25 protein-coding genes are annotated in these 24,263 nt (G+C 66.0%); 21 read left to right on the forward strand and 4 right to left on the reverse strand.

The window, feature by feature from the left end:
* Positions 1–113 precede the first annotated feature (113 nt).
* Entirely contained in the window at positions 114–1,052 is a 939-nt protein-coding gene (locus METUNV1_RS17525; protein ID WP_008064094.1) for a carbohydrate kinase family protein, read from the reverse strand.
* Between the two features lie 64 nt (positions 1,053–1,116).
* Complete coding sequence (locus METUNV1_RS17530) at positions 1,117–2,352, reverse strand: glycosyltransferase family 4 protein (RefSeq protein WP_008064097.1); 1,236 nt, start codon at positions 2,350–2,352, stop codon at positions 1,117–1,119.
* Between the two features lie 118 nt (positions 2,353–2,470).
* On the opposite strand from METUNV1_RS17530, the gene METUNV1_RS17535 reads away from it, so the two are divergent.
* Together METUNV1_RS17535 and METUNV1_RS17540 are read left to right on the forward strand one after the other, a co-directional pair.
* The gene (locus METUNV1_RS17535) at positions 2,471–2,950 is read left to right on the forward strand and encodes a TlpA family protein disulfide reductase (protein WP_008064099.1); all 480 of its coding nucleotides are present in this window, start codon (positions 2,471–2,473) and stop codon (positions 2,948–2,950) included.
* A 25-nt stretch (positions 2,951–2,975) separates the two neighbouring features.
* On the forward strand, positions 2,976–4,064 hold the full coding sequence (locus METUNV1_RS17540) for a transglutaminase-like domain-containing protein (RefSeq protein ID WP_008064101.1): 1,089 nt from the start codon (positions 2,976–2,978) through the stop codon (positions 4,062–4,064).
* Between the two features lie 99 nt (positions 4,065–4,163).
* Here the strand turns inward: METUNV1_RS17540 and METUNV1_RS17545 are convergent, their stop codons facing one another.
* Positions 4,164–4,769 carry a helix-turn-helix domain-containing protein gene (locus METUNV1_RS17545; RefSeq protein ID WP_008064102.1) on the reverse strand — a complete coding sequence of 202 codons (606 nt, stop codon included), beginning with the start codon at positions 4,767–4,769 and terminating at the stop codon, positions 4,164–4,166.
* Positions 4,770–4,967: 198 nt separating this feature from the next.
* Between METUNV1_RS17545 and METUNV1_RS17550 the strand changes: the two genes are divergently transcribed.
* From METUNV1_RS17550 to METUNV1_RS17625, 16 genes are all read left to right on the forward strand, one after another.
* A complete protein-coding gene (locus tag METUNV1_RS17550) occupies positions 4,968–6,209 on the forward strand; it encodes an FAD-dependent oxidoreductase (RefSeq protein ID WP_026187787.1) in 1,242 nt (413 codons plus the stop codon).
* Positions 6,210–6,237: 28 nt separating this feature from the next.
* Complete coding sequence (locus METUNV1_RS17555) at positions 6,238–6,495, forward strand: sarcosine oxidase subunit delta (protein ID WP_008064106.1); 258 nt, start codon at positions 6,238–6,240, stop codon at positions 6,493–6,495.
* Positions 6,496–6,509: 14 nt separating this feature from the next.
* Positions 6,510–9,392, forward strand: coding sequence for a 2Fe-2S iron-sulfur cluster-binding protein (locus METUNV1_RS17560; protein WP_008064108.1), 2,883 nt, complete (start codon positions 6,510–6,512; stop codon positions 9,390–9,392).
* Positions 9,389–10,063 carry an N-methyl glutamate dehydrogenase/oxidoreductase subunit D gene (locus METUNV1_RS17565; protein WP_008064110.1) on the forward strand — a complete coding sequence of 225 codons (675 nt, stop codon included), beginning with the start codon at positions 9,389–9,391 and terminating at the stop codon, positions 10,061–10,063. Before METUNV1_RS17560 ends, METUNV1_RS17565 begins: the two co-directional genes overlap by 4 nt.
* A 70-nt stretch (positions 10,064–10,133) precedes the next feature.
* The gene (gene glnT, locus METUNV1_RS17570; RefSeq protein ID WP_008064112.1) at positions 10,134–11,462 is read left to right on the forward strand and encodes a type III glutamate--ammonia ligase; all 1,329 of its coding nucleotides are present in this window, start codon (positions 10,134–10,136) and stop codon (positions 11,460–11,462) included.
* Between the two features lie 20 nt (positions 11,463–11,482).
* Positions 11,483–12,391, forward strand: coding sequence for a class II glutamine amidotransferase (locus METUNV1_RS17575; RefSeq protein WP_043360249.1), 909 nt, complete (start codon positions 11,483–11,485; stop codon positions 12,389–12,391).
* Entirely contained in the window at positions 12,379–13,068 is a 690-nt protein-coding gene (locus METUNV1_RS17580) for a GltB/FmdC/FwdC-like GXGXG domain-containing protein (RefSeq protein ID WP_043360251.1), read from the forward strand. Before METUNV1_RS17575 ends, METUNV1_RS17580 begins: the two co-directional genes overlap by 13 nt.
* 79 nt (positions 13,069–13,147) lie before the next feature.
* Positions 13,148–14,512: an FMN-binding glutamate synthase family protein gene (locus METUNV1_RS17585; protein WP_008064124.1), complete on the forward strand. Its 1,365-nt coding sequence runs from the start codon at positions 13,148–13,150 to the stop codon at positions 14,510–14,512.
* A 28-nt stretch (positions 14,513–14,540) separates the two neighbouring features.
* The gene (locus tag METUNV1_RS17590; RefSeq protein WP_008064127.1) at positions 14,541–14,870 is read left to right on the forward strand and encodes a DMT family transporter; all 330 of its coding nucleotides are present in this window, start codon (positions 14,541–14,543) and stop codon (positions 14,868–14,870) included.
* Between the two features lie 122 nt (positions 14,871–14,992).
* Complete coding sequence (locus METUNV1_RS17595) at positions 14,993–15,343, forward strand: hypothetical protein (protein WP_008064129.1); 351 nt, start codon at positions 14,993–14,995, stop codon at positions 15,341–15,343.
* Between the two features lie 11 nt (positions 15,344–15,354).
* Entirely contained in the window at positions 15,355–15,756 is a 402-nt protein-coding gene (locus tag METUNV1_RS17600; protein ID WP_008064131.1) for a hypothetical protein, read from the forward strand.
* A gap of 3 nt (positions 15,757–15,759) precedes the next feature.
* A complete protein-coding gene (locus tag METUNV1_RS17605; RefSeq protein ID WP_008064134.1) occupies positions 15,760–15,900 on the forward strand; it encodes a hypothetical protein in 141 nt (46 codons plus the stop codon).
* A gap of 44 nt (positions 15,901–15,944) precedes the next feature.
* Positions 15,945–17,339: an APC family permease gene (locus METUNV1_RS17610; RefSeq protein ID WP_043360254.1), complete on the forward strand. Its 1,395-nt coding sequence runs from the start codon at positions 15,945–15,947 to the stop codon at positions 17,337–17,339.
* A 1-nt stretch (position 17,340) separates the two neighbouring features.
* Positions 17,341–18,018, forward strand: coding sequence for a hypothetical protein (locus METUNV1_RS17615; RefSeq protein WP_008064136.1), 678 nt, complete (start codon positions 17,341–17,343; stop codon positions 18,016–18,018).
* Complete coding sequence (locus METUNV1_RS17620) at positions 18,015–18,314, forward strand: hypothetical protein (RefSeq protein WP_008064137.1); 300 nt, start codon at positions 18,015–18,017, stop codon at positions 18,312–18,314. The genes METUNV1_RS17615 and METUNV1_RS17620 overlap by 4 nt, the downstream gene beginning before the upstream one ends.
* Positions 18,315–18,492: 178 nt before the next feature.
* Positions 18,493–19,278: a TorF family putative porin gene (locus METUNV1_RS17625; protein WP_008064138.1), complete on the forward strand. Its 786-nt coding sequence runs from the start codon at positions 18,493–18,495 to the stop codon at positions 19,276–19,278.
* 103 nt (positions 19,279–19,381) lie between these two features.
* Here METUNV1_RS17625 and METUNV1_RS17630 read toward each other — a convergent pair whose 3' ends face one another.
* Positions 19,382–20,428, reverse strand: a complete 1,047-nt coding sequence (locus METUNV1_RS17630; protein WP_043360282.1) for a helix-turn-helix domain-containing protein — start codon at positions 20,426–20,428, stop codon at positions 19,382–19,384.
* A gap of 403 nt (positions 20,429–20,831) precedes the next feature.
* On the opposite strand from METUNV1_RS17630, the gene peaA reads away from it, so the two are divergent.
* The 3 genes from peaA to qhpC are packed head-to-tail and all read left to right on the forward strand — an operon-like array spanning position 20,832 to position 24,232.
* On the forward strand, positions 20,832–22,445 hold the full coding sequence (gene peaA / locus METUNV1_RS17635) for a quinohemoprotein amine dehydrogenase subunit alpha (protein WP_008064140.1): 1,614 nt from the start codon (positions 20,832–20,834) through the stop codon (positions 22,443–22,445).
* Between the two features lie 27 nt (positions 22,446–22,472).
* The gene (gene peaB, locus METUNV1_RS17640) at positions 22,473–23,915 is read left to right on the forward strand and encodes a quinohemoprotein amine dehydrogenase maturation protein (RefSeq protein WP_008064142.1); all 1,443 of its coding nucleotides are present in this window, start codon (positions 22,473–22,475) and stop codon (positions 23,913–23,915) included.
* Positions 23,912–24,232, forward strand: a complete 321-nt coding sequence (qhpC, locus tag METUNV1_RS17645; protein WP_008064143.1) for a quinohemoprotein amine dehydrogenase subunit gamma — start codon at positions 23,912–23,914, stop codon at positions 24,230–24,232. Before peaB ends, qhpC begins: the two co-directional genes overlap by 4 nt.
* Positions 24,233–24,263: the final 31 nt, after the last annotated feature.

The raw sequence follows: 24,263 nt of genomic DNA on the forward strand, positions 1-24,263 counted from the left end.
CATGTTCTCCTTGTGTTCGCTGCTCATTGACCGGCCCGCGGCCGGTCAACCGTTCATTTAACGCGTGCGCCGTCCGGCCGTCCTGCCGTAATCGTGAGCAGTTGTTTCGACGCTCAGAAATCCAGTGCGCTGCCGAAGGCGGCGCGGTAGCGGCGCTCGATCTCGGTGCGGGTCGGCGCGTGGTTCTGGCCGCCGCGGTGGGCGATCTTGATCGCGCCCATGACCGAAGCCAGGCGGGCCGCATTCACGATGCCGGCGCCGCGCGACAGGCCGTACAGCAGGCCGCCGCGGTAGGCGTCGCCGCAGCCGGTCGGGTCGACCAGCGCGTCGGCCTGTACGCAGGCCACTTCGGTCACCGTGCCGTCGTGATAGACGCGCGATCCTTCTGCGCCGCGGGTGACGATGAGCGCCTCAACTTTTTCGGCGACCTGCGCTTCGCTCAGGCCGGTGCGGTCGCACAGCATGCGCGCCTCGTAGTCATTGACCGTGCACCAGGTGGCCAGTTCGAGGAAGTGCAGCAGGTCCTTGCCGTCGAACATCGGCATGCCCTGGCCCGGATCGAAGATGAAGGGCGTGCCCGCATCGGCGAACTGCCGGGCGTGGGTGAGCATGCCATCGCGTCCGTCCGGCGCAACGATGCCCAGTTTCACGCCCTGCGCGTCGGTCACGCGGTTCTCGTGCGAAAAGCTCATCGCGCCCGGGTGGAAGGCGGTGATCTGGTTGTCGTCCAGATCGGTGGTGATGAAGCACTGCGCGGTGAAGGCGTCGTCGATCCGGCGTACATGGGTGACCGGAATGCCGAGCGCCGCGAAACGCTCGAAGTAGGGGCCGGCGTCCTGACCGACGGTGGCCATCATCAGCGGTTCGCCGCCAAGCAGCTTCAGGTTGTAGGCGATGTTGCCGGCACAGCCGCCGAATTCGCGCCGCATCTCCGGCACCAGGAAGGACACGTTCAGGATGTGGATCTGGTCCGGCAGGATGTGGTGCTTGAAGCGGTCCGGGAAGACCATGATGTTGTCATAGGCGATCGAGCCGCAGATGAGGACGGACATGAAGGGCGGGCCTGTCGGGGAAAACCGCGAGTATACGGCGCCGGCAGGCCGCCGGCGCGCGGTTTCAGAGGCCGTCGCCGCGCGCCAGCCGCAGGTCTTCCGCGCTGCGCACCGCCGCGCGCAGCCGGCCGGCGAAGCGCTCGGCGACGCTCGCCCAGTCCAGCCCTTCGACGCTGGCGCGGGCGCCGGTCGCCATCCGCGCACGCAGCGCGTCGTCGGTGCCGGCGCGCAGCACCTGGGCGATGAAGGCGGCTTCGTCGCCGGGCGGCGCCAGCAGGCCGTTGTGGCCGGCGTCCACCAGCTCCGCGGCGGCCGCCTGCGCGTAGCTCACCACCGGCAGGCCGCTGGCCAGCGCCTCGGTCAGCACGTTGCCGAAGGTTTCGGTCAGGCTGCCGAACAGGAAGAGGTCGGCGCTGGCGTAATGCATGGCCAGGTCCTCGCCGCTGCGCATGCCGGCGAACAGGTGGTGCGGATACTGGCGGGCCAGCGATTCCCGTGCCGGGCCGTCGCCCACCCACAGCATGCGCGCGTCCGGACGCTGCGCGCGCAGGGCTTCGAAGGCGCGCGCCACCAGATCGAGGTTCTTTTCCGGCGCCAGCCGGCTCACGAAGGCGACCACCAGATCCTGCGGGCCGACGCCCCAGGCAGCGCGCAGGGCCTGGTTGCGGCGGGCCGGTGAATACAGCGCGGTATCGACGCCGCGCGACACCACTTCGAGATTGCGGTAGCCGCAGTCGGCCAGCTGGGACTGCAGCGCACGGGTGGGCACGAAGGTGGCGTGGCCGAGATTGTGAAAGCGGCGCAGATAGGCGGAGATCGGCCGCTTCAGCCAGCGCATGCCGTAGTGCGCGCTGTAGGCGTCGAAATTGGTGCGGAAGTCGCTGGTGACCGGCAGCTTGAGCTTGCGCGCGGCGGCCATGGCCGACCAGCCGAGCGGGCCTTCGGTGACCAGATGAACCAGATCAGGCCGTTCCAGCGTCCACAGCTTGGCCAGCTTCTGCTTGGCCGGCAGGCCGACCCGCAGGCTGCCGTACTTGGGAATGGGCACGCCGCGCGCCAGCACCTCGCGCAGCGGGCCGTCGCGCTGCGGCGCGTCGGCCGGGTGTTGTCTGGGGCGGATGAGCTGCACCCGGTGGCCGCGCGCGAGCAGGCCGTCCACCATGCGTTTGAGGCTCATCGCGACGCCATTGATTTCCGGCGGCCAGGTTTCGGTCACCACCGCGATGCGCAGCGCTTCGTCGGCGCCGTGCAGGCGTTCGACCGTGAAGGCGATGTCGGGGCTGAGCTCGGAGCGGCGCATGCCGGCAGTGTCCGGCGTGGTCAAGGCAGGCACGTGACGGGTGCGTGACGCTGTCGTGACAGCGTGGTGCGGGCGCCGGGCGGCAGGTAGACTGGCGGTTTCAGCCACCCGTACGCCCATGTTCCTGCTGCGTTCCCTGTTCGCTGCTCTCGTGCTGATGTCAGTGCCGCCGACCATGGCGGATGAGCTGCGCGTGCAGGCGCCCCAGGCGCTGCCGGCCGGCAGCGCGGCGGGTCTTGCACCGCTGCTGGCACCGTACGCCGGCAAGCCGCTGCTGATCAATTTCTGGGCGTCCTGGTGCGAACCCTGCCGCGAGGAAATTCCGGCACTGGCCGCGCTGCATGCCCGCGGCATCCGGGTGCTCACGGTGGCGGTGGCAGACCGCGAGGCGGACGCGCAGCGCTTTCTCGGCGGCGCCGGCCCCGGTCTGCCGCTGGCGCATGACCGGGACCAGAAGCTGAGCCGCGCGCTGGGCGTGACCCTGCTGCCCTACAGCCTGGTGCTGGATGCGCGACACCGCGTCGTGGCGCGGGTGGAAGGCGCGCAGGACTGGACCGATGCATCGGTCATCGCCACGCTGAACAGGCTCATGCAGTAATCGGACATACAAAGGAAGGATGTACATGGATCGCCGTCGTTTCATAGAGCTGTCTGCACTGGCCGGTCTGTCGGCATCGCTGCCGCATGTGGCCCGGGCGGCGTTCGCGCCGTCGCCGGCCCACGGCTGGCGCAGCTTCGAGGTGGTGACCCGGGTCGAGCCGGTGGCCACCGACACCGACGTGACGGTGTGGATTCCGCTGCCTTCGGTCGAACAGCCGGACTGGATCCGGGTGCTGGGCAACGAGTGGGGCGGCAATGCGGCGCGCGCCGGCATCGCGGTCGATCCGGTCTATGGCAGCCGCATGCTGGTGGCGCAGTGGCTCAAGGGCCAGGGCGTGCCGGAACTCGAGGTGGTGAGCCGGGTGAGCACCCGCGACCGGGCGCTCGATCTGTCGTCGCCCGGCAAGGTGGCGGATCTCGACGATGCGACCCGCCAGCTCTACACCCGCGCCACCGAACTGCTGCCGACCGACGGCATCGTGCGCGATACCGCGCTCGAAGCCACGCGCGGCGCGAAGACCGACATGGAGCGCGCACGTGCGCTCTACGACTGGGTGTGCGACCGCACCGAGCGCAATCCCAAGACCCGCGGCTGCGGTCTGGGGGACATCCGCAGCATGCTGGTCAGCGGCAATCTGTCGGGCAAGTGTGCCGACCTCAACGCGCTGTTCGTCGGCATGGCGCGCTCGGTCGGTCTGCCGGCGCGCGATGTCTATGGCATCCGTGTCGCCGATTCGCGTTTCGGCTACAAGAGTCTGGGCAAGTCCGGTGACATATCGAAGGCGCAGCACTGCCGTGCCGAGGTGTGGCTCACCGGCTTCGGCTGGGTGCCGGTCGATCCGGCCGACGTGCGCAAGGTGGTGCTGGAAGAGAAGCCGGGTCTGACACTGAAGGATGACGTCGTCGTCGCTGCACGCGAGAAGCTGTTCGGCGCCTGGGAAATGAACTGGCTGGCCTACAACTTCGGTCATGACATCGCGCTGCCCGGCTCGGCCGGCCCGACGTTGCCCTTCCTGATGTATCCGCAGGGAGAAACCGCCGGCGGCCGCTTCGACAGCCTGGACCCGGGCGCCTTCAGCTACACCATCAAGTCGCGCGAAGTCACGGGCTGATGCCCGACCGGTCAGGGTGCGAAGTCCGGGCGCCCTGAAATCTCCTCGCTGTGCGCCGTACGGCCGCAGCGGCTGCGGGGCGGCCGATGCCGCCCGGCCCTATTCGTGTCCGCCTTCCGGATACACCGTGACCGACAGGAAGCGGATCGGCACTTCCACCAGCTTTTCCGGCCCGTGCGGCACGTTGCCGTCGAAGGTGAGCGCATCGCCCGGACGCAGCTCGTACACCGTCTTGCCGTGGCGGTACTCGATGCAGCCTTCCAGCATGTAGATGAACTCGGTGCCCGGATGTTCGAACACCGGATAGGGCGGCTGGTCCTGGTCGATCGTGATCAGGAAGGGCTCGAAGCGCTTGGTCGGCCCCTGGTGATAGGACAGCAGGTTGTATATGTGGCCGGCGCGCGAACCGCGGCGGGCCACCTCCATGCTCTCGCCCGCCTTGATCAGCTGGGCGCCTTCGCCATCGGTCTGATAGTTCTTGAACAGCGCCGACAGCGACACCCCCAGCGCGCGCGCGATCCGCGACAGCGCGTCGAGGCTGGTCGCGGTCTGGCCGTTCTCTATCCGCGAAAGCATGCCGCGGCTGATCTCCGCCCGCTCGGAAATGTCCGCGATGGTCAGCCCGTGGGCCCTCCGCAGCTCCCGAATGGTGTTGCCCAGGTAGCGCTCCAGCTCGCCTTCCAGGGCGGCTTCTTGTATGGACATCGCGTCTCCGCCTTCACCGTCTGTTTGGGTCTTCATTGCCCCATGCCTGACTTTATCTTACCCATGAGGTTTCATAAAAAGAATTTAAGTTGACTTGGCTTAAAAAAGGTTCATGATTAGAAAAAAAGTTGCTTCTCTTGAAACACGCTGCACTGCAGCAGAAGCGACCCCCTTTCAGTCTGGACTACAGGAAAGCACATGCCCTGGCGCCTATTGCGATTCGGTCTGTCGAAGTCCCATCCGGAACCCCGGATGTTCACGGCTCACGACAAGCTCAAGCCCTCCTACGACGTTGTGATCATTGGCGGTGGGGGGCACGGCCTGGCCAGCGCCTACTACCTCGCCCGTGATCATGGCATCACCAACGTCGCGGTGCTCGAGAAGGGCTACATCGGTGGCGGCAACACCGGCCGCAACACCACCATCATCCGCTCGAACTATCTCACGCCGGAAGGCGTGAAGTTCTACGACAAGTCGGTGCAGCTGTACCAGGACCTGTCTACCGAGTTCGATCTCAACCTCTTCTATTCCACCCGCGGCCACTTCACGCTGGCTCACACCGATTCCGCGATGCGCACGATGCGCTGGCGCGCAGAGGTGAACAAGCACTACGGCATCGCGTCCGAAGTGGTGGGTCCGGAAGAAGTGAAGCGCCAGACCCCGCAGATCGATCTGTCCTGTGGCGGCCACGCGCCGATCCAGGGCGCGCTGTACCACGCGCCGGGCGCAGTGGCCCGTCACGACGCGGTGGCCTGGGGCTACGGTCGCGGCGCCGACATGCGCGGTGCGGAAATCCACCAGCAGACCGCAGTGACCGGCATCGAGGTCAAGGGTGGCAAGGTGGTCGGTGTACATACCACCAAGGGTTTCATCTCGACCAACAAGGTCATCTGTGCGGTCGCCGGCTTCACGCCGCGCATCACCGACATGGTGGGCTTCAAGACGCCGATCTTCGTGCATCCGCTGCAGGCCATGGTGAGCGAGCCGATGAAGCCCTGGCTCGACACCATCCTGGTGTCCGGCAGCCTGCATATCTATGTCAGCCAGAGCGCTCGCGGCGAACTGGTGATGGGCGCCTCGCTCGATCCGTACGAAGTGCAATCGACCCGGTCGACGCTGGACTTCCCGGAAGGTCTCGCGGCTCACCTGCTCGACATGTTCCCCTTCCTGTCCCACTCCAAGGTGGTGCGTCAGTGGGCCGGCATGGCCGACATGACGCCGGACTTCGCGCCGATCATGGGCATGACGCCGGTCGAAGGCTTCTACCTCGATTCCGGCTGGGGTACCTGGGGCTTCAAGGCCACGCCGGTCTGCGGCAAGACCATGGCCTGGACCGCCGTCAATGACAAGCCGCACGAGCTGATCACCGGCTTCTCGCTCGACCGCTTCCGCAACTACTCGCTGACCGGCGAGAAGGGTGCGGCGAGCGTGGGTCACTGAGCGCGGAACAGAGAGCGGAGACGACGACATGAAACTGATGACCTGTCCGATCAACGGCACGCGGCCGATCTCGGAGTTCGCCTACTGGGGCGAAATCCGCCCGGCGCCCGATGCCGATACCTGCAGCGACGACCAGTGGGCGGAATACGTGTTCCACCGCAACGGCGCACCCGGCGTGAAGAAGGAGTGGTGGTGCCACACGCCGTCGAATACCTGGTTCATCGCTGAACGCGATACCGAAAAGGACAAGGTGCTGCGCACCTATCTGCATGGAGATGACAAGTGAAGCGCCTGCCCGCAATGCCCGACGAGTGGCTGGATCGCAGCCGCACCGTCCGCTTCCGTTTTGAAGGCCGCTCGTTCGAAGGCCTGGCTGGCGACAGCATCGCCAGTGCGCTGTGGGCCGCCGGCCAGCGCAGCCAGGGTCGCAGCTTCAAGTATCACCGGGTGCGCGGCATCCTGTCTGCCGCCAACCATGACGTGAACGTCATGATGCAGGACGGCCCGAAGCTCAACACCCGCGGCGACGTGGTCGCGGTGCGCGAAGGCATGGACCTGACCGCGGTGAACACCTTCGGTGGCCTGGCCAACGACAAGGCGCGTCACCTGAACAAGCTGTCGCGCTTCCTGCCGGTCGGCTTCTATTACAAGGCCTTCCACAACAAGCGTCTGTTCCCGCTGTGGGAAAAGATGTTCCGCCGCATCACCGGTCTGGGCGTGGTCGATTTCTCGACCCCGCATATCCGCACCCAGAAGCGCTACGACTTCTGTGATGTGCTGGTGATCGGTGCCGGCCCGTCCGGTCTGGCCGCCGCGCTGTCGGCCGCCGAAGCCGGCGCCTCGGTGGTGGTGTGCGACGAGAACGCACGCGCCGGTGGCAGCGGTCTGTTCCAGCTGGGTGCCGACGGCGCGCGTCGCCAGCACACCGTATCGCTGTTGCAGCAGGTGAAGGCCCATCCGCGCATCCGCCTGCTCGAAGGCACGTATGCCGGCGCCTACTACGCCGACCGCTGGGTGCCGCTGATCGACGAGAACCGCATGACCAAGATGCGCGCCAAGTCGGTCATCGTGGCCAGCGGCGCGTACGAACAGCCGTCGGTGTTCCGCAACAATGACCTGCCGGGCATCATGAACGGCTCGGCCATGCAGCGCCTGATCTACCGCTACGCGGTCAAGCCCTGCAACACCGCGGTCGTGCTGGCCGCCAACGCCGATGGCTACCGCGTCGCGCTCGATCTGCTGGCCGCTGGCGCCGCCGTGGCCGCGGTGCTGGACATGCGTGCCAGCGTGCCGGCCTCGCCGCTGGCCGACGCACTGCGTGCCAAGGGCGTGGAAATCCTCGCCGGTCACGCAGTGTATGAAGCGCACGCCGACGGCAAGGGCGAACTGGCCGGCGTGACCGCCTGTCGCATCGACGGCTCCGGCCGCGTGGTGTCGGGTTCGCAGCGTCGCATCAGCTGCGACGGCGTTGCGATGAGCACTGGCTGGTCGCCGGCGGCCAACCTGCTGTACCAGGCAGGCACCCGCATGCGCTTCGACGATCTGCTGCAGCAGTTCGTACCGGAACAGCTGCCGGAAGGCGTGTTCGCCTGCGGCAAGGTGAATGGCGTGTTCCGCCTCGAATCGCGCATCACCGACGGCCAGCGTGCTGGCCTCGCTGCCGCCGCGAACGCCGGTTTCGAAGTCAGCGGCAGCATCACGGTGCCGGCCGAAACCGAGTCGCCGTCGCATGCCTGGCCGGTGGTCGCTCATCCGGACGGCAAGAACTTCGTCGATTTCGACGAGGATCTGCAGGTCAAGGACTTCGAGAACGCGGTGCAGGAAGGCTACGACAACATCGAGCTGCTGAAGCGCTTCTCGACTGTCGGCATGGGCCCCAGCCAGGGCAAGCACTCGAACATGACCGCGCTGCGCATCCTGGCGCGCCTGACCGGCAAGTCGCCGCAGCAGGTGGGCACCACGACCGCGCGTCCGTTCTTCCACCCGGTGCCGCTGTCGCACCTGGCTGGTCGCGGCTTCAGCCCGCAGCGCCACTCGCCGCTGCACGGCCGTCACGCCGCGCTCGGTGCGGTGTTCATGCAGGCCGGTGCCTGGGAACGTCCGGAGTACTACGCGGTGCCGGGCAAGTCGCGCATCGACTGCATCCGCGAAGAAGCGCGCCGTGTGCGCACCGCGGTGGCGCTGATCGACGTCGGTACGCTGGGCAAGCTGGAAATCCGCGGTCCGCAGGCAGGCGAGTTCCTGAACCGGGTCTACACCGGCCGCTACGACAACATGAAGGTGGGCGCCACGCGCTACGCCGTCATGTGCGACGAGTCCGGCGTGCTGAGTGACGAAGGCGTGGTGGCGCGGGTGGCCGACGACGTCTTCTACTTCACCACCACCAGCTCGGGCGCGGCGACCGTGTATCGCGAACTGTCCCGCCTGAACATCGAGTGGAAGCTGGACTGCGGCCTGATCAACCTGACCGGTTCGTACTCGGCGATGAACCTGGCCGGTCCGGCTTCGCGCAAGGTGCTGGCCCAGCTGACCGACATGGATCTGTCGTCGGCCGCCTTCCCCTACCTCGCGGTGCGCTCCGGCACGGTCGCCGGCATCCCGGCCCGCATGATGCGTGTCGGCTTCGTCGGCGAATGGGGCTACGAGATTCACGTTCCGGCCGAATACGGCGCCACGCTGTGGGACGCGCTGATGAAGGCGGGCGAATCGTCGGGCATCGGCCCGTTCGGTGTCGAGGCCCAGCGTCTGCTGCGTCTGGAGAAGGGCCACCTGATCGTGAGCCAGGACACCGACGGTCTGACCAACCCGTTCGAAGTCGGCATGGACTGGGCGGTCAAGCTGGACAAGCCCTTCTTCACCGGCAAGCGCTCGCTGCAGATCGTTCGCAAGATGCCGCTCAAGCGCAAGCTGGTCGGCTTCCGCCTGGGCGAGAACCACAGCGGCGAAGTGCCGAAGGAATGTCACCTGATCATCCAGGACGGCGACATCGCCGGCCGCGTCACCAGCATCTCCTGGAGCCCGCATGTCGGTCGCTTCATCGGCCTGGCCTTCGTGCTGCCGTCGATGTCCGAAACCGGTACCGCCTTCCAGATCCGTCTGACCGACGGAAGCATGGTGAATGCCGAAGTGTGTGACACGCCCTTCTTCGACCCGAAAGACGAACGCCAGAAGGAAATCGAATGAACGCCCCCTTCGCCCCTACTCGCATCAGTCCTCTGTTCGACGAACAGGCGCCGCACGCGGCGAAGTGGACCCAGGTCGAAACCATGCAGACCGTGGCGTCCTTCGGTTCGGCCGACGCGGCCCGTCTGCCGCTGGCCGGCATCGGCGACCTCAGCTTCCGTCGCCGCGCCGGCGTCAAGGGCCCGGGCGCCGCAGCCTGGCTGAACGCCCTCGGCATCGCGACGCCGGAACGCATGAACAGCTGGCTGCGCATGGACGACGGCACGCTGGTGCTGCGTCTGGGCAATACCGAGTACCTGGTCGAGGACATGCCGGGTGGCGGCCGCACCGCGCAGATGAGCGCGACCGCGCCGACACACGGCGTGTATCCGGTGCCGCGCTATGACGCCGCACTGATCGTGGCCGGCCGCAATGCACTCGAACTGACCCGCCAGACCTGCGCCTTCGATTTCACCACCCTGTCGCCGGCGGCGCAGGGCCTGGCGATGACGTCGATGGTCGGCGTCGGCATCACCGCGGTCGCGATGGAAAGCGGCGGCGAAACGTATTACCGGCTGTGGTGCGACGGCACCTATGGCGGTTATCTGTGGGCCACGCTGGTCGAGGTGGCTTCGGATCTCGGAGGAGGTGCGGTCGGCCTGGAATCGCTCGGCCGGCTCGCACAGCAATAACAAACAGCGCGCCGTCGAGGGGCGGCGCAATTCAGTCAGATACGAGCCGTTTGGACAGGGAGGGAATGTGATGTCACCCAGCGAAGCACAGCAGTTCCTGAAGGAAAACCAGGTCAAATACATCCTGGCGCAGTTCGTCGATATCCACGGGTCGGCCAAGACCAAGTCGGTGCCGGCAGAGCATTACAAGACCGTGGTCACCGATGGCGCCGGTTTCGCCGGTTTCGCCATCTGGGGCATGGGCATGACGCCCAACGTCGACGCCGACTACATGGCGGTGGGCGATGCCTCGACGCTTTCGCTGGTGCCCTGGCAGCCGGGCTACGCCCGCATCGCCTGTGACGGTCACACGCACGGCAAGCCGCACGAGTACGACACCCGCGTCGTGCTGAAGAAGCAGCTCGAGCAGATCACCGCCCGTGGCTGGACCTTCTTCACCGGCATGGAGCCCGAGTTCTCGCTGCTGCGCAAGGTCGAAGGCAAGCTGCTGCCGGCCGATCCGGGCGACACGCTGTCCAAGCCCTGCTACGACTACAAGGGCCTGTCCCGTGCCCGCGTGTTCCTCGAGCGTCTGTCCGAGTCGCTGCGCTCGGTCGGCATCGACGTCTATCAGATCGACCACGAAGACGCGAACGGCCAGTTCGAGATCAACTACACCTTCACCGACGCGCTGACCTCCTGCGACCACTACACCTTCTTCAAGATGGGTGCCGCCGAGATCGCCGCAGAACTGGGCCTGATCTGTTCGTTCATGCCGAAGCCGTTCTCGAATCGTCCGGGCAACGGCCTGCACATGCACATGAGCATCGGCGACGGCAAGCGCAACCTGTTCGAGGACAAGTCGGACAAGCACGGCCTGGCCCTGTCGAAGCTGGCCTACCACTGGGCCGCCGGCCTGCTCAAGCACGCACCGGCCCTGGCCGCGCTGTGCTGCCCGACCGTCAATTCCTACAAGCGTCTGGTGGTCGGCCGCTCGCTGACCGGCGCCACCTGGGCACCGGCCTACATCTGCTACGGCGGCAACAACCGCAGCGGCATGATCCGCAGCCCGGGCGGCCGCCTGGAACTGCGCCTGCCGGACGCTTCCTGCAACGCTTACCTCGCAACCGCCGCAGTGATCGCTGCCGGCATGGACGGGGTGATCAACGAGCTCGACCCGGGCGCGCCGCAGAACGACAACCTGTACGAGTACAGCCAGGCGCAGCTTGATGCCGCCGGTATTAAGGTGCTGCCGCAGAACCTGCATGAGGCGCTGCTGGCACTCGAAAAGGACGAAGTGATCCGCTCTGCACTGGGTCCCGTCGTCGACGAGTTCCTGCGTCTCAAGCACATGGAGTGGGTCGAGTACATGCGTCACGTCTCGGACTGGGAAGTGAACAGCTACCTCGAATTCTTCTGATCAATCGCCGGAGAACGGATATGTGTGGAATCGTTGGACTGCTGGTCAAGACACCGGCATTGAAGGAACGCCTGGGCGAACTGATGGTGCCCATGCTGATCGGCATGACCGAGCGCGGTCCGGACTCGGCGGGTCTCGCCGTGTTCGGCGACTCGCTGGCCGATAACGCGCGCAAGCTGAGCCTGTACTCGGGTCTCACCGATGACGGTGCGGACTTCAACTGGCACGGCCTGACGCACGCCCTGAAGGAACACCTCGATGTCGACGCGCACATCGACGTGAAGCACAACCACGCCGTGCTGTCGTTCGCCGTGTCGCCGGAGCTGGTCAAGCGCTGGCTGCGCGAGAACCACCCGAAGCTGCACATCCTGAGCACCGGCCGCACGATCGACCTGTACAAGGACATCGGCACCCCGGCCCAGGTGGCAGAACGCTACGACTTCAAGTCGATGAAGGGTTCGCACCTCGTGGGTCACACCCGGATGGCGACCGAGTCGGCCGTGACGCCGGATCGCGCCCACCCCTTCACCGCCGGTGAAGACTTCTGCCTGGTGCACAACGGCTCGCTGTCGAACCCGAACTCGATCCGCCGCAAGCTCACCCCGGCCGGCATCCACTTCGAGACCGACAACGACACCGAAGCCGCATGCCGTTTCCTCGAGTGGCGCCTGCGTGAAGGCGACGACCTGGAAGTCGCGCTGCAGAAGGGCTTCGACGAACTGGACGGTTTCTTCACCTTCCTGATGGGCACCCCGGAAAAGCTCGCGCTGATCCGCGACCCGTTCGCCTGCAAGCCGGCCGTCGTTGCCGAAACCGATGACTACGTCGCGATCGCGTCGGAATTCCGTTCGCTGGCCCACCTGCCGGACGTGAAGCACGCGAACGTGTTCGAACCCGCGCCCGAGGAGATGTACGTATGGAACGCATGACCTTCGATCTGGCCAGCAGCTCGCTGACCGAAATGAACACCTTCCTGCACAAGGGTCTTGAGGAAGGCGACAAGCGCCACATTTCGGTGCTGAACCCGGACGGCGCGCACAACATCGCCGTTGGCCTGAATCACCCGGTCACCGTGGAAGTCCATGGCCACGCCGGCTACTACGCAGGCGGCATGAACAAGCACGCTCGCGTCGTGATCCACGGCAGCGCCGGTACCGGTGTCGCCGAGAACATGATGAGCGGTTCGGTGCACGTGAAGGGCTTCGCCTCCAACGGCGCAGGCGCTACGGCCCACGGCGGCCTGCTGGTGATTGACGGTGACGCCGGCCTGCGCTGCGGCATCTCGCTCAAGGGCGCGGACATCGTGGTCGGCGGCAGCGTCGGCAGCTTCTCCGGCTTCATGGCCCAGGCTGGCCGCATGGTCATCTGCGGCGACGCCGGCGACGCGCTTGGCGACTCGCTGTACGAAGCGGTCATCTACCTGCGCGGCAACGTGAAGTCGCTCGGTGCCGATGCCCAGTTCGAGGACATGACCGACGCCGATTACGCGGTGCTGGCCGAGCTGCTGTCCAAGGCCGGCATGGACCACGATCCGAAGTCGTTCAAGCGGATTGCCTCGGCTCGTACGCTCTATCACTGGAACGCGGACGCGAACCAGGAGTACTGACACCCCCTGTGGGCAAGCGGGACGGCGCGGAACGATCCGCCCTCCCGCGCGGCAGACACCGAATACAAAGGATTCTCAAATGGACATCAAACCCGTCTCGTTCAAGCGCGTCTCCCGGGAGGAGTCCGCAAGCTTCGACCGCTCGACCATCGACTACATCCAGAACGCCGCTGCGCATGGCCTGTACGAAATCCGCGGCATGGGCGCCAAGCGCAAGCTGCCGCACTTCGACGACCTGCTGTTCCTGGCCGGCTCGCTGTCGCGCTACCCGCTGGAAGGCTATCGCGAAAAGTGCGTGACCAAGACCATTCTCGGCACCCGCTTCGCCAAGAAGCCGATCGAGCTGGACATCCCGATCACCATCGCCGGCATGAGCTTCGGCGCGCTGTCGGCCAACGTGAAGGAATCGCTGGGCCGTGCCGCCACCGCCATGGGCACCACCACCACCACCGGTGACGGCGGCATGACGCCGGAAGAGCGCAACTCGTCGAAGACGCTGGTGTACCAGTGCCTGCCGTCGCGTTACGGCTTCAACCCGGACGACGTGCGTCGCGCCGATGCGATCGAGGTCGTGATCGGCCAGGGCGCCAAGCCGGGCGGCGGCGGCATGCTGCTGGGCCAGAAGGTGAACCCGCGCGTGGCCAAGATGCGCACGCTGCCGCAAGGCGTGGATCAGCGCTCGGCCTGCCGTCACCCGGACTGGACCGGTCCGGACGATCTGGCGATCAAGATCCAGGAACTGCGCGAGCTGACCGACTGGGAAAAGCCGATCTACGTGAAGGTGGGTGCCACCCGTACCTTCAACGACGTCAAGCTGGCGGTGCACGCCGGTGCTGACGTGGTGGTGGTCGATGGCATGCAGGGCGGCACCGCAGCCACCCAGACCTGCTACATCGAACACATCGGCATCCCGACGCTGGCTGCAGTCCGCCAGGCGGTCGACGCGCTGGAAGACCTGAACATGAAGGGCCAGGTCCAGCTGATCGTGTCCGGCGGCATCCGCAGCGGCGCCGACGTCGCCAAGGCGCTCGCCATGGGTGCAGATGCGGTCGCCATCGGTCAGGGCATTCTGTACGCGCTCGGCTGTAACTCGGAAACCTACATCCAGGACGGCAAGCACATTTCGGCCCTCGAAGGTTACGACGCCCTCGGCACCCAGCCCGGCTTCTGCCACCACTGCCACACCGGCAAGTGCCCGGTCGGCGTGACCACGCAGGATTCGGTGCTCGAACAGCGTCTGCAGCCGGACGTCGGTGCCCGTCGCGTCAAGAACTACCTGAAGACGCTGAACATGGAACTGACCACGATCGCCCGTGCCTGCGGCAAGCAGAACGTGCATCACCTGGAGCGCGAAGACCTGGTCGCCCTGACGCTGGAAGCCGCCGCCATGGCGCGCATCCCGCTGGCGGGCACCAGCTGGATCCCGGGCCACAACGGCTACTGATCCACAGCGTGATGCCGGGGCAGCGGACTTGAATGGCTGGCTGCTCCTGCTGGGCGCCATCGTCGCGGAAGTGATCGCGACGAGCGCGCTCAAGCAGGTGGAGGGCTTTTCGCGTCCGCTGCCCCTGGCATTGACCGTCATCGCTTACGTCGTGGCGTTCTGGCTCATGTCGCTTTCGCTCCGCTCCATTCCCATCGGCATCGCCTACGCGGTGTGGTCGGGTGTGGGCATCGTCGCGATATCAACAATCGGCCTGATTGCCTACGGACAGCGTCTGGATGCAGCGGCGCTTGCCGGCATCGCACTTATCTTGAGCGGGGTCGCCGTGATCCAGCTCTTTTCGCGTTCCACCGTCTGACCCGCCGTCACCTCATTCGAAAGGAGTCCTTCCGCCGCCCATCACCCGCCCTGCATTCATACATCCCTGCTGCTGACGATTTCATCCCATCAAAAAATGCACCCATAAAGGAGGAGAGCAAGATGGATCAAAGCAAAAGCAAGAAGCCGCTCGACCCGTTGCTCGAAAAGCGCATCGCGCGCATGTTCGGCCGCGACCGTGCCATGTCGCTTGGCATGCTGGTCGGCCTGTGGTTCGCCCTTGGCTACGTGTACTTCGCCGTTCCCCACGGCTTTCTCGGTACGCCTGTCGGCATGGTGCTGACGGTCGCCGGTGCACTCGTTCTGATCTTCAACACGGCGTCGGTGTTCGCGATGCTTCGTCATTACGACGAAGACCGTGACCACATCTACGGCATCGACATCTACCACCTCGACCAGCATCGCGCACGCGCCCGCAAGGCCGCACTGCGCCCGGCTCACGTCGACGTCTGAGGAGTACGCACATGTCCCGCAACGTCTACAAGCCGCCGGTACAGAAGGGCTTCGGCCAGTTCATCGATGCCATGGTGGTGCTTGCGCTCGTGTATCTGAGTCTGCTCGCGCCGCTGCTCATGGGCGGTACCGCCGCGGAGTCGGCCGCCACCGAGCACAAGGCGAAGCCGACCTGGGAAGAGCTCAAGCAGAACGACGTGATGCAGGCCCAGTGGGAAAAGCTGGGTCACACGCCGGAAACCGCAGAGCCCATCGTGACCAAGAAGTTCAGTTACGAGGTGGAACCGCTGTCGCTGGGCATCACCATCGCCGTGATCGCCGGCTACTTCATCTTCATGCTGAAGATGTCGGACCGCGAGTACCGCGAAGTGATCAACGAACGCTTCGGCCCCAGGGTCGGCAAGGGAGATTGAGCCATGGATTTCTGGTCCGCACTGGAATACGGCGCCTGGGGTCTTTCGATCGTGCTGATCGGCTGGATGCTGGTCGATGCGCGTTTCGTCAGCACCACCTACGGCGAAGACTTCCTGCTCAGTTCGCGCGAAGGCGACGAGTGACCGCTTGATCTGGGCGTGCCGTCCGGCACGCGACAGGGGAGAGAATGATGGGAACTGCAGCAACCGCAGGACAGCAGGAAAAGATTTCCCTGCTGAAGGTGCTCGGACCGGTGCACGTATGGGCACTGGGCGTGGGCATTGTGCTGGTGGGTGAGTACATGGGCTGGAACTTCTCGGTGGCGAAGGGCGGGGCCTATGGCTCGCTGATCGCCTGCTGGGTGATCGGCCTGCTCTATACCTGTGTGGCCATGATCGACTCCGAGGTGACCTCCACGGTTGCCGCGGCCGGCGGTCAGTACACGCAGGCCAAGCACATCATCGGGCCACTGATGGCCTTCAACGTGGGCCTTTACCTGGTGATGGCCTACACCATGCTGGAGGCGGCCGACGCGCTGGTGGTCGGTGACCTGCTGAAGGCGGTGGCGGCGCAGTACGGGGCGGATCTCGATCCGCGTCCCTTCGTGGTGCTCACCATCGCCTTCCTGGCGTGGCTGAACTACCGCGGCGTGTTCATGACGCTGACCGTGAACTTCGTCATCACCGCCTTCGCCTTCATCGCCATCCTGGTGCTGTTCTTCAACGCCAGCGGTCTGGTCGATGGCCAGAGCGTGCTGCTGCACCGCGACCTGCTGGTCGATCTGCCCTATGGCTGGATCGGCGTGCTGGCGTCGCTGCAGTTCGGCATGTGGTACTACCTGGGCATCGAGGGCACCTGCCAGGCCGCCGAGGAAGTGCGTTCGGCCGGTCGCTCGATTCCGATGGGCACCATGGGCGGCATGATGACGCTGCTGATCGCCGCGTCGCTCACCTGGTACATCTGTACCGGCATCATTCCGTGGGAATACCTCGGCCAGGCGACCACGCCGCTCTATGACGCCGCACGGCTGATGGGCAGCGTCGAGCTGGAGGTGATGCTGTTCATCGGCACCATGTTCGCGGCCATCGCGTCGGCCAACGGCTGCATCAACGACGCATCGCGTGCCTGGTTCTCGATGTCGCGTGACCGCTACATGCCGCACTGGTTCGGTGCCGTGCATCCGCGCTACCGCACGCCCTACCGCTCCATCCTGTTCCTGATCCCGATCGCGGTGTCCTTCGCCTTCACCGGGCTGCTGGACCAGGTGATCACCTTCTCCATCCTGTCGGGTCTGCTGGGCTACACCTTCATGTCCTTCAACATCGTTCGCTTCCGCCGGCTGTGGCCGCTGGGATCGATCGAGCGGGGCTATGTGCATCCCTACCATCCGATCCCCTGCATCGTGCTCGGCGTGCTGTGTTCGGCCACCTACTTCGCCACCTATCTGGGCTACGGCACCTCGCTGCTGTCCATCATGGCGTTCTACATCCTGGTGTCGATCTGGTTCGTCGTGCGTCGCTACCCCTTCGTCAAGCGGGGCGAGCAATTCACGATGCCGTGGCCGCGTCCGAAGGGCTACTGAGATGGAAGCCGGGCTGATCGCTGCGCTGGCCGTCGGGGGCGGTGCGCTCGCACTGTGGCACCGGCGGGTGCAGCGCGGTTTCGCGGCCGAGCGGGCCGCGGTGTTCGATGACTGCCGCGCGCTGTTCGGCGAGGCGGTGACCGAGGACTGCGGCACCGACTACCCGCGACTGAGCGGACGCTACCAGGGCGCCAGCTTCGAGCTGCAGCCGCTGCTGGACCACATCGGCTACCGCAAGGTGCCGTCGCTGTGGCTGTCGCTCACGCTGCGCACGCCGCTGCCGCTGGCCGGCACCTTCGACGTGCTGATGCGGCCCCAGAACATCGAGTTCTGGTCTGCCTCGGCGCAGCTGGAGGAGCGCATCGATCTGCCCGCGGACTGGCCGGTCCACCACATCGCCAAGGTGAGCCCGGCCGGCTGGCGGCCGCCGTTCGAGCGGCTGCGCGACGGTCTGGGCGCGCTGGCGGAGGATCCGCCGTTCAAGGAGCTTCTGGTCAGTGCGCGCGGCGTGCGGCTGGTGTACCGGCTGAGCGGCGTGCAGCGCGCGCACTATCTGGTGCTGCGCTCCCTGCTGCCGGAAAGCACCCGCATCTCGCCCGACATGCTGGTGCCGCTGCTGGATGCGGCGCTGAATGTCGCGTCCGCCCTGAAGGTCACCCCACTGGAGAAAGCGGCATGAGCACCACCGTCGCACACCGCGAAAGCCGTCCGCCCCACCCGCTGTTCGTGCTGCTTGTCGCTGCACTGCTGCCCGGCATGGGCCAGGTGCTGAACGGCATGCTGACGCGCGCGTGGATCATGCTTTTCTTCGCGCTCAGCCTGGGCGTCATCACCTGGCACCTCACCACGCCGGAGCACTCCTTCGTCGGCCGTCATGCCGGCGGGTTCTTCGTCTATGCGGTGATGGTGATGGACGCCTACGTCTGGGCACGCTACCGGCACACTCTGGCCCGAGTCCGCGCGGGTCAGCGCTAGGGGTCGTGGACCCCGGGGGGCGGCGCACACCGTCCTCACCTTGGCCGGTACATGCGGGACAGCTCCTCCTGCACCGCATGTACCGGGTCTTTTTCAGCGTGCCGGCGCTGAACGCATCTGCAGTCGCGGACAGGCGAGGCCTGTCCGCTCACCACCTCATTCAAAAGGAACTGCTGCCATGAAACAGAACAACACCCTGATCCGCTCCGTCCTGCTGTCGCTGGGCGCGCTGTCCCTGTCGGTTCCGTTTGCCGCCCAGGCCGAAGAGGCTCCGGCGCCGGCGTACACGATCACGTCGAACATCGGCGTGTTCTCGCAGTACATCTTCCGCGGCATTTCGTACACGCAGGAAAACCCGGCGGTGCAGGGCGGCTTTGATTTTGCGCACGAGAGCGGCGCCTATCTGGGCATCTGGGGCACCAATGTGAGCGATCTGGCGCTGTCGAACGCGACCGGAGAGATCGATCTGTACGGCGGTTTCGCGAAGACCTTCGGCGACTGGACGGTGGACGTGGGCTTCCTGCAGTTCATCTTCCCGGGCGGCAAGTACGACCCGTCGGGCGAGAGCCTGAACACGCTGGAGCTGAACGCGGCGGTGAGCTGGAAGTTCATCCAGCTGAAGTACTCGTACGCGGTGACCGACTACTTCGGTTTCAGCAAGAAGTCGTTCGGAGCGGATTCGGACGGATCGGATTACCTGGAGCTGAACGCGAACTACGAGTTCATGCCGAGCTGGGTGCTGAACGCGCACGTGGGTCACCAGAAGGTGAAGAACTACGGCGACTACGACTTCACCGACTGGAAGCTGGGGGTGACGAAGAACTTCGAAGGCGGCTGGCAGGCGGCGGTGGCCTACATCGACACGAATGCGGACAAGACGCTGTACACGATCTGCGACAACGGCATCCGCTGCAAGGACACCGGCGACAGCAAGTGGCTGCTCTACGTGAAGCGCACCTTCTGATCGCGCGACCCTGCTGAGGTCCTCGCGGACGCCGAGCCCCTGCACTCGGCGTCCACTCCGGCCGGCCGTGCCGACTCCTCCGGAGCGGCCGGCCGCTTTTTTTTCAGTCGGGCATGCCGGGGAAGGGCCAGTCGCCGTGGCCGGACGACCATGGCTGGCTGCGCACCTGCGGCGGGCGCTTCAGCGTGGAGGACGGCGATTCGCCGAACAGCGCCTTGTAGTAGGACGAGAACATGCCCATGTGCCAGAAGCCCCACTTGCAGGCGGCGCTGCTCACCGTCATGTCCGGCCCGCCATGCAGCAGGTCCTTGCGCACGCCGTGCAGCCGCACGTAGCGCAGGAAGGTGACCGGGCTGATGCCCAGCACGTTCATGAAGGCGTGATGCAGGCCGCGCCGGCTCATCTTCAGGTGGGCGCTCAGATCGCTGACCGAAGGCGGCTGGTCGCGCCGGTTCAGGATGTAGTTGCGCGCGCGCTCGACGATGGCGCGGTGGATGGCATGACCGCCACGGCTGCGCTCCGGGTGTTCCGAGATCGACAGCAGCGCGGTCAGCGAGGCGTTGATGATGGATTCCGACACCGCCTGCCGCGAGGCCGCATGGGTCAGCACGTCCGGTGTGGACTGCACGCAGCACATGACCTCGTGCAGGACCTGCCGGTAGCGCATGGCCGCCGCTGACGGCAGGGTCTGCATCTGGGCGCGCGCGATCAGCGTGGACACTTCGTGGCCCAGCACCGCCTGCGCATAGCCGTCCAGCGTATCGGCATCGATCACGGCCGCGAAAATGTCGGACACCTGCGGCGTGCGGAAATGCAGTTCCTCGCCCGGTGACAGCGTGAGCAGGCTGTCGCGGCCCACTTCGTGCGCCTGCCAGTAGCCGCCGCGATGCACGTTGATCGGCACGCCGAAAGTGTAGGACGAAGGACGCGGATGGCCCTTCTCGTCGATCACCTGGTCCATCGATTCGCGGAACAGCTGCACCGCGCCGGACGACATTTCGACGATGCGGCCGCGGAACTCGCCGCTGGTCAGCTGCAGATATTCCTGCGACCAGTGCGGCAGGCTTTCCGCGTGCTGACACGGGTCTTCGGTCACCACGCAGCACAGCTGAGCCGGTGGCGGCGCCTTGTGGGCGGGTTCTACTGTCACGTTCACTCCCTTCGCCGCTCGTGGCCGGCGTGCTCGGCCGGAAAATCCGGCGGTCGCGACGCGCGTGGGGTTGGCGGCGTTCATTGCTAGCGAAGCACCTGCGCGGCTCTTGTCAGCCCGGTTCGACCGGGCCGGTGTGCCGTCGCGGCGACCTGGCTACTCCTCTTGAAATCCATGTTAGGCCTGCCCCCGGAGCGCGGCAATACACCGCTCCGTGGCGTTCCGACGAACAGGCCGAATCTTGATAGTGCGCGAGGGAACCTTGGCCGGTTCCCGATAACGCCCGCTCCGGCCCGCCTCCTATAGTCCCTGGCACGGTCAGCGCGCTCCTCCGCAACCGTGATTCACCGGCGCCGTGCCGTGTGCGCGGCGCCTCTTTCGAACATCCAGGAAGAGGTAAGCAATGCGAAGAACAGACAAGAACCGGGCCCTGCCGCGCGCATTCGCGTTCGCGGCCGGGCTGGCTGCACAGCTGGCGGTGGCCGGGGCCTATGCCGCGGCGCCGGCGGCGGAAGCGCTGGTCAATACCAAGTGCGCGTCCTGTCACACCGCCAAGGGTGAAGGCAAGTGGGACCGCATCAGCGAGGGCCGCCGCACACCCGAGGGCTGGGACATGACGGTGGCCCGCATGGGCTTCGCCCACGGCGTCAAGATGAGCCGCGAAGAGCGCGCCACCATCGTGAAATACCTGTCCGACGCCTACGGTCTGTCGCCGGACGAATCGGCCGCTCACCGCTACATCGTCGACCGCACGCCCAGCGTGGTCGAGCACTTCGACAACAAGCTGATCGGCGACACCTGCGCACGCTGCCACTCCTATGGCCGCATCGCGGTGCAGCGCCGTACCGAGGCCGACTGGCGCAAGCTGGTGCACTTCCACGTCGGCCAGTTCCCGGCAATCGAAATCCAGGCCGGCGGTCGTGACCGCAACTGGTTCGAGATCGCCAACGGTGACGCCGTGGTCGAGCTGGGCAAGACCTACGGCTTCGAATCCGACAGCTGGACCAAGTGGAAGGCGCAGAAGCCGGCGGATGCCAGCGGCAGCTGGCGCCTGGTCGGCCACAAGCCGGGTGCCGGCGCCTACGAAGGCACGGCCACGGTGCAGCGCACCGGCGACGACGCCTACGCGGTGACCATGGTGCTGCGTTTCGAGAACGGCCAGAGCGAAACGCTGAAGGGCTCGGCCATCGTCTATACCGGCCACGAGTGGCGCGCCACGCTGAAGAGCGGCGAGCGCACGATCAACCAGATCATGACGCTGGCAGACGGCGGTCGCAGCCTGTCCGGCCGCTGGTTCGAAGAGGGTTACGACGCGATCGGCGGCACGCTGCGCGCGGTACGCGCCGACGGTGCCCAGCCTGCGGTGCTGTCGGTGCAGCCGGCGGCGCTGAAGGCCGGTACCCGCAGCCGTCTGGTCATCAATGGCGTCGGGCTGGACGGTGAGGTGAGCCTGGGCAGCGGCGTGAAGGTGCTGTCGGTGGCCGAACGCAGCGCGGACCGCGTGGTGCTCGAAGTCGAATCGGCGAAGGACGCCGTGAGCGGCCCGCGCGAAGTGAAGGTGGGCAACGTGCGCAGCGGCGATGCGCTCAAGGTCTTCCAGCGCATCGACTACGTGAAGATCACGCCGGACCACCCGATGGCGCGGGTCGGTGGCAACGGCGGCTCGATGAACAAGGTGCCGGCCCAGCTCGAAGCGCTGGCTTACACCGTGGGCGCGGACGGCAAGAAGGGTACCGCTGACGACGTGGCACTGGGTGCCATGCCGGCGGCCTGGTCCTTCGACAACCTGAACAAGGTGGCGGCCGAAATGAAGGACGCCAAGTTCGCCGGTCGCATCGACCAGAACGGCCTGTTCATGACCAATGACGCCGGCCCCAACCCCGAGCGCAAGTACAAGACCAATAACGCGGGCGAGCTGAAGGTGACCGCGGTGGTCAAGGACGGCACGCGCACGGTCAAGGCCACCGCGCCGCTGATCGTCACCGTGCAGCGTTTCAACGATCCCCCGATCCGCTGAACGCGGGCCGTCACCGGAACAGCCATCATGTCCGACGCCAATCTGCTCTATGTGGACAGTCACGCCTTCCACGATGTCGAAGTGAAGGGGCGGCGCGTGCTGCTGCACGTGCCCAGCACCGGCATTTTCGACCTCGACGGCGTGACCACCGAGGTGCTCGACTTCGTGCGGCCGAAGGCGACCGTCAGTTTCGAGGAGCTGCAGCAGCGCTTCTCGGGGCAAGGGTCGCCCACGCTGATCGCCGACGCGATCGAGGATCTGAAGTCGCTGGGCGTGCTGCGCGGCGATCCCGCGCAGCCCGACCACGGCCCCGGCATCAGCGTGACCGAATTTCCGCTCAGCACCCTGGTGCTGAACGTGAATACCGGCTGCAACCTGAGCTGCACCTACTGCTACAAGGAAGACCTGACCACCCCGTCCAAGGGCGAGAAGCTCGACTTCGACAAGGCGAAGAAGGGCATCGAGCTGCTGCTGAAGGAGGGGGCCAAGCGCGACCGCATCAACGTAGTGTTCTTCGGCGGCGAGCCGCTGTCGAACATGCGGCTGATCAAGGCGGTCACCGCCTACGCCGAGGAGCGCTGCCGCGAAGAGGGCAAGCAGGTCGATTTTTCGCTCACCACCAACGCCACGCTGCTCACCGAAGAGATCGCCGACTGGTTCAACGAACATTCTTTCGGCATTTCGATCAGCATGGACGGCCCGCAGGCGGTGCATGACCTGCGCCGCAAGACCATAGGCGGCAAGGGCACTTACGAGGTGGTGGCGAAGAAGGCGCGCATGCTGCTGTCACGCTACACCGCACGCTCGGTCGGGGCGCGGGTGACGCTGACCGCGGGCTATTCCGACGTGGCGGCCATCCACCATCACCTGAAGGACGACATCGGCTTCGCCGAAGTGGGCTTCGCGCCGGTCACCAGCAACCCGGTCACCACCTTCAACCTGGTCGGTGACGAACTGCGCGCGGTGTTCGACGCGATGAAGACGCTGGGCCGCGAGTACGTGGCGGCGGCGGTCGAGGGCCGGAACATCGGCTTCTCGAACATGCACCAGATGCTGTCCGACCTGTACGAGGGCCGCCGCAAGGCGCTGCCCTGCGGTGCCGGCATCGGGCTGCTGGCGGTCGATCACAAGGGCGAACTCAACCTCTGCCACCGCTTCACCGGCTCGGAGCTGCCGACCTTCGGCAACGTCGAGACCGGTATCGCCAAGGCGGAGCTGGGCGCCTTCCTCGAAAACGCGCTCGACCGCTCGGAACGTGGCTGCTCGACCTGCCGCATCCGCAACCTGTGCTCGGGCGGCTGCTACCACGAGTCCTACGCCAACTTCAGCGACCCGCATTCGCCGGTCTATCACTACTGCGAACTGCTCAGGGAGTGGGTCGATTTCGGCATCGAGGCCTACCTCGAAATCCTCGAAAAGAACCCGGCCTTCCTTCACCAGCACGTCGCGAACAGGAGCTCTGAACTATGAACCGCTTGAAACCGCTGAACCGCAAGGCCCACCAGATCGAAGCCGCCCCGAACGACGAGGCGGTGGAGAAGGTGGTGTCGATGACCGCCGCCGTCGCCGGCTGCGCCACCACCTTCGACCCGGGCTGGGAGCTCGATCCTTTCCTCGGCGTGGCCGGCCTGTGCCAGCCGATGGAAGCCGATCTCTACGGCTGTGCCGACCCCTGCTGGTGGCCGGCCCAGGTGCCGGACACGCTGCACAACTACCAGGACTGGAACACCGGCAAGGACGACGCGGCGCGCGACTGGAAGGCGCTGCAGAGCGTGTTCCCGAAATAAGCCCGCGTACAGACAAGAGGAATTCCTGACC

The organism is Methyloversatilis universalis FAM5 (genome assembly GCF_000214035.2).
GTDB classification, from domain to species: Bacteria; Pseudomonadota; Gammaproteobacteria; order Burkholderiales; family Rhodocyclaceae; genus Methyloversatilis; species Methyloversatilis universalis.

Excerpts from the sequence above, each read along its gene's own strand:
- METUNV1_RS17620 (WP_008064137.1), top strand. The coding sequence starts at position 18,015 with ATGAGCACCACCGTCGCACACCGCGAAAGCCGTCCGCCCCACCCGCTG.
- glnT (WP_008064112.1), top strand. The coding sequence starts at position 10,134 with ATGTCACCCAGCGAAGCACAGCAGTTCCTGAAGGAAAACCAGGTCAAA.
- qhpC (WP_008064143.1), top strand. The coding sequence starts at position 23,912 with ATGAACCGCTTGAAACCGCTGAACCGCAAGGCCCACCAGATCGAAGCC.
- METUNV1_RS17540 (WP_008064101.1), top strand. The coding sequence starts at position 2,976 with ATGGATCGCCGTCGTTTCATAGAGCTGTCTGCACTGGCCGGTCTGTCG.
- METUNV1_RS17585 (WP_008064124.1), top strand. The coding sequence starts at position 13,148 with ATGGACATCAAACCCGTCTCGTTCAAGCGCGTCTCCCGGGAGGAGTCC.
- METUNV1_RS17525 (WP_008064094.1), bottom strand. The coding sequence starts at position 1,052 with ATGTCCGTCCTCATCTGCGGCTCGATCGCCTATGACAACATCATGGTC.
- METUNV1_RS17535 (WP_008064099.1), top strand. The coding sequence starts at position 2,471 with ATGTTCCTGCTGCGTTCCCTGTTCGCTGCTCTCGTGCTGATGTCAGTG.
- METUNV1_RS17595 (WP_008064129.1), top strand. The coding sequence starts at position 14,993 with ATGGATCAAAGCAAAAGCAAGAAGCCGCTCGACCCGTTGCTCGAAAAG.
- METUNV1_RS17555 (WP_008064106.1), top strand. The coding sequence starts at position 6,238 with ATGAAACTGATGACCTGTCCGATCAACGGCACGCGGCCGATCTCGGAG.
- METUNV1_RS17565 (WP_008064110.1), top strand. The coding sequence starts at position 9,389 with ATGAACGCCCCCTTCGCCCCTACTCGCATCAGTCCTCTGTTCGACGAA.
- METUNV1_RS17625 (WP_008064138.1), top strand. The coding sequence starts at position 18,493 with ATGAAACAGAACAACACCCTGATCCGCTCCGTCCTGCTGTCGCTGGGC.
- METUNV1_RS17600 (WP_008064131.1), top strand. The coding sequence starts at position 15,355 with ATGTCCCGCAACGTCTACAAGCCGCCGGTACAGAAGGGCTTCGGCCAG.
- METUNV1_RS17615 (WP_008064136.1), top strand. The coding sequence starts at position 17,341 with ATGGAAGCCGGGCTGATCGCTGCGCTGGCCGTCGGGGGCGGTGCGCTC.
- METUNV1_RS17580 (WP_043360251.1), top strand. The coding sequence starts at position 12,379 with ATGGAACGCATGACCTTCGATCTGGCCAGCAGCTCGCTGACCGAAATG.
- METUNV1_RS17610 (WP_043360254.1), top strand. The coding sequence starts at position 15,945 with ATGATGGGAACTGCAGCAACCGCAGGACAGCAGGAAAAGATTTCCCTG.
- peaB (WP_008064142.1), top strand. The coding sequence starts at position 22,473 with ATGTCCGACGCCAATCTGCTCTATGTGGACAGTCACGCCTTCCACGAT.
- METUNV1_RS17550 (WP_026187787.1), top strand. The coding sequence starts at position 4,968 with ATGCCCTGGCGCCTATTGCGATTCGGTCTGTCGAAGTCCCATCCGGAA.
- METUNV1_RS17560 (WP_008064108.1), top strand. The coding sequence starts at position 6,510 with ATGCCCGACGAGTGGCTGGATCGCAGCCGCACCGTCCGCTTCCGTTTT.
- peaA (WP_008064140.1), top strand. The coding sequence starts at position 20,832 with ATGCGAAGAACAGACAAGAACCGGGCCCTGCCGCGCGCATTCGCGTTC.
- METUNV1_RS17575 (WP_043360249.1), top strand. The coding sequence starts at position 11,483 with ATGTGTGGAATCGTTGGACTGCTGGTCAAGACACCGGCATTGAAGGAA.
- METUNV1_RS17530 (WP_008064097.1), bottom strand. The coding sequence starts at position 2,352 with ATGCGCCGCTCCGAGCTCAGCCCCGACATCGCCTTCACGGTCGAACGC.
- METUNV1_RS17605 (WP_008064134.1), top strand. The coding sequence starts at position 15,760 with ATGGATTTCTGGTCCGCACTGGAATACGGCGCCTGGGGTCTTTCGATC.
- METUNV1_RS17545 (WP_008064102.1), bottom strand. The coding sequence starts at position 4,769 with ATGTCCATACAAGAAGCCGCCCTGGAAGGCGAGCTGGAGCGCTACCTG.